Source organism: Arthrobacter sp. (assembly GCF_031179385.1).
Classification (GTDB): domain Bacteria; phylum Actinomycetota; class Actinomycetes; order Actinomycetales; family Micrococcaceae; genus Arthrobacter_D.
The window spans coordinates 1-3,092 of sequence record NZ_JAPSHV010000198.1 but is presented as its reverse complement, the minus strand read 5'-3'; the positions used below and the strand labels follow the sequence as shown (position 1 = coordinate 3,092).

General features: G+C 66.7%; 3 protein-coding genes. All 3 read right to left on the bottom strand.

The features are described from left to right. On the bottom strand, nucleotides 1-572 hold a 572-nt coding region (locus RIF85_RS15390; RefSeq protein WP_309072778.1), incomplete at its 3' end, for a hypothetical protein. Nucleotides 573-588: 16 nt separating this feature from the next. Further along, on the bottom strand, nucleotides 589-2,262 hold the full coding sequence (locus tag RIF85_RS15385) for a serine/threonine-protein kinase (protein ID WP_309072777.1): 1,674 nt from the start codon (nucleotides 2,260-2,262) through the stop codon (nucleotides 589-591). Then, nucleotides 2,259-3,092: FHA domain-containing protein (locus RIF85_RS15380; protein WP_309072776.1), on the bottom strand; the 834-nt coding region annotated here is incomplete at its 5' end. The genes RIF85_RS15385 and RIF85_RS15380, both read right to left, overlap by 4 nt.

The window sequence follows — 3,092 nt, the reverse complement described above, 5'->3', positions numbered from 1 at the left end:
CCCACCACGCCGACCCGGTCCAGTTTGTCGCAGACGTTGTCGAGCTTGCGGTTGAACTTGGTCAACGCCCATCCGAGCCGCTGCGCCGCCGCCGCGGACGAGGGTATGGAACTGAAGCCGGTTCCCTCGCGGCGCAGCATGGGTTCGGCGAGCGCGACGATCAGCGCCCGCTGCGAATCCGTGAAGCGTACGGGGCCGATTGTCGTGGTGCCCGAGCCGTCGTCGACCTGCCGCTCCTGGCGGAAGGCAGGGGTCTTGAGGTGCACATCGAACTCGTAGGTGGTGGGACCTGCGGTGAACACCACGCGCGTCTGGCCGAAGACCAGCGGAATGCGCGCTCCCGGTGCCACCCAGGCCTGCATCCCGCCGGTGGTGTCTGCGACCGTCGCCGAGAGCATCGTGCCCACGTTGTTGAGCCACCAGATCCCGTTCTGATGGGCAATCTGGAGGAACTTGCGGTGCAGGTAGGGATTGTCGTCGACCTCGAGGTCACCCTCGCGGCCGATGTTGAAGGGCTCGTCGTCCTTCGGTTCATGCCATTCACCGCAAAAATCTATTGCAAGTTCCCCCACGGGTGTTCCCTTCAATTCATTCAGGCCAGCAGGCACGCACAGGCTCAGATGCTGTGCCGTTTGCCCGCACTATCTGTATATCAGTGCAGGTGGGACCGTCAGGGTTGGCCACGAGGGGCGCTTCGGTCTGCACGGTCCTGGACCATTCGCTCTCTTCCTGCACGGTCACGGTCCGGAAGCGATACACATCGCCTTCCTGCGGGTCCGGGTTCGTCCAGGTGAACACTACGTTGTTCCCGGACCCTTCACCCACGACGTCCGTGGGCGAGGGAACAACGCCCTCCACCCCCGCGAGTGCGTCGGGCGGAGGCTGCGTCGGCGCTTCGACCGTGGGCTCGTCCTGTGGTTGCCCGTTCATGACCGCGAAACCGCCGATTGCGACGCCGGCGAGCAGCACGAGCCCCACCAGGACGCCGACCAGCGGCCCCCGCCTGCGCCTGGCATCCGCCGGTCCGACGTCGTCCGTGTCCGCGTTCTGTCCGGTGGCGGCAGGGCGATGGAGGGTGGTGTCCATACGCATCGAGTCGGTGTGCGGCTCCCGCCCGCGCAGGACCGTCCGGTCCCGCCACGCGTGGTCCTCGGTTGCGTCATTCGCGCCTGCGTAATTCCCTGTTGCTGACCTGTCAGCGGTGGACGGGGGCACGGATGACGACGGCGGCGCGTAGGTGGGCAGGTCTCGCTGGAGTGAGCGGGCGGGCGCGGTGCCGGCCGCCGTCGGGAAGGTCGGTGAGTAGGTGGGCGACTCGGGATCGATGGAGACAACCTTGCGCACCCTGGTGGCTTCGGCGTCGTCGTCATCATCACGTACGTGTTCGGTGTCATCAAGCACTTCGAACGGGGTGACAGAGATGCCGAGTTCGGTCTGGATCCGCTGCAGGGTGAGAGCGAAAGAGTGTGCCGAGCTATAGCGGGCGGCGGGGTTCTTCGCCATCGCCGTGGCCAGCGCGAGCTCGAGTGATTCCGGCACGTCATCCCGGCCGATCGAAGCGAGCTGCATGGATCCGATCCGGTCCATCAGCATCCGCTGGGAGTTGTCCATCCCGGGAAATACGAAGGGCGAACGGCCGGCGAGCAGCGTGTAGAGGGTTGCCCCTAGGGACCAGACGTCCATGCGGACGCCGTCGACGCTGCCGCCCACGAATGCTTCCGGCGGCGACCACGGGATGGACATGCCGAGATCCTCGTCCGCGCCGCCGTCCGTGGTACCGGAGATCCCGAAGTCAGTGAGGGCAGGGCGGTTGTAGTCGGTCACCAGGATGTTCGCGGGCTTGATGTCGCGGTGCACGATACCGGCCCGGTGGGCGGACTCGACGGCGGAGGCAACCTGGATGCCGATGGTCAGGGTCTCTGCCAGCGACAGCCTTGCCTTGCGGTAGCGCACGTCCAGGCTGGGCCGTGAGCAGTACTCCATCGCGAGGTAGGAGTGCCCGTCGTCGGTGATGTTCGCTTCATAGATCGTGACGATGTACGGGTGGGTGGAGAGCTGGGCCATGAGGTTGGCTTCAGATTCGAATGCCTTCCGCGCGCCCTCCGTCAGCAGCCCTGAAACCAGTACCTTTACTGCCACGCGCCGGCGCGGCCGGTCCTGCTCGTACAGGTAGACATCCGAGAAGCCGCCCGATCCGAGCAGGCTGATGTAGCGGTAGCCCGGAATGTGCGGGGGCGGTGCGGCTGCGCGCCGTGAACTCATCGCAGGCCTTCGAAGCGCAGGAAGACGTCATCACCGAGCTGGGCTACGTCGCCGTCGAGCAGGAAAGCTGTCTCTCCTTCGCCGAGGCGGCGCGGCGGTTGGCCCTGGCGAATCAGCACTGTGCCGTTGGTGGCCTTGAGGTCGCACAGCAGTACGTGCCAGCCGTCGAGCCGCACCTCCGCATGCGAACGCGAAATATCGCCTCCGGCGCTGGTGACCTGCACGAGTTTGGGCATGCCGCGGCCCTGGACCCTCGATACCGAAGGTTGCCGGCCGATCACGATCGACTGGTCCAGCTCGACAACCTCGCCGGTCGAGATCCGCATGGTGCCGAGACTTGGGCGTCGGACCTCCCGCGGCTCACCGTCAACCGGCTGCGAACAGACACCGCAGGCCGACGCTTCGGGCGGGTTTGCATGACCCTGCGGGCACAGCCGCGCCAGCACCAGCGGCCCGGTGCCCGGCCGGGGCTCCGGCGAGGGCTGGACCGATGTGGGCGCTGGGCTCTCGAGCTCGCTGCGCATGATCGTCTGACCGTCGTGGTCATCGAGATCAAGACCGTCCGGCGGGACGCCGGGGCCGGCTGGTACCGGCGGAATGGAAACCGGTGCAGCCGGAACCGCAGGGCCGCCCATTGGAGGTATGGGTGAGCTGGCCGGCACGGCTGATGCCTTGGGCGGCTCAGCACTCCTGCGTGCCCAAGGCACGGAGTCGATCAGCTGACCCGGCGCAGGAAGCGGCACCGGCGTAGCCTCTGTCAGCGGAGCACTCTGCGGGAAAGAGTCGCCGACCTGGGAAACGTCAGGCCGCGAAAGTTCGGGCTGCGAAAC

What these genes read in the sequence shown, in the direction of transcription:
- RIF85_RS15385 (WP_309072777.1), bottom strand. Translation starts at nt 2,262, where the DNA reads ATGAGTTCACGGCGCGCAGCCGCACCGCCCCCGCACATTCCGGGCTAC.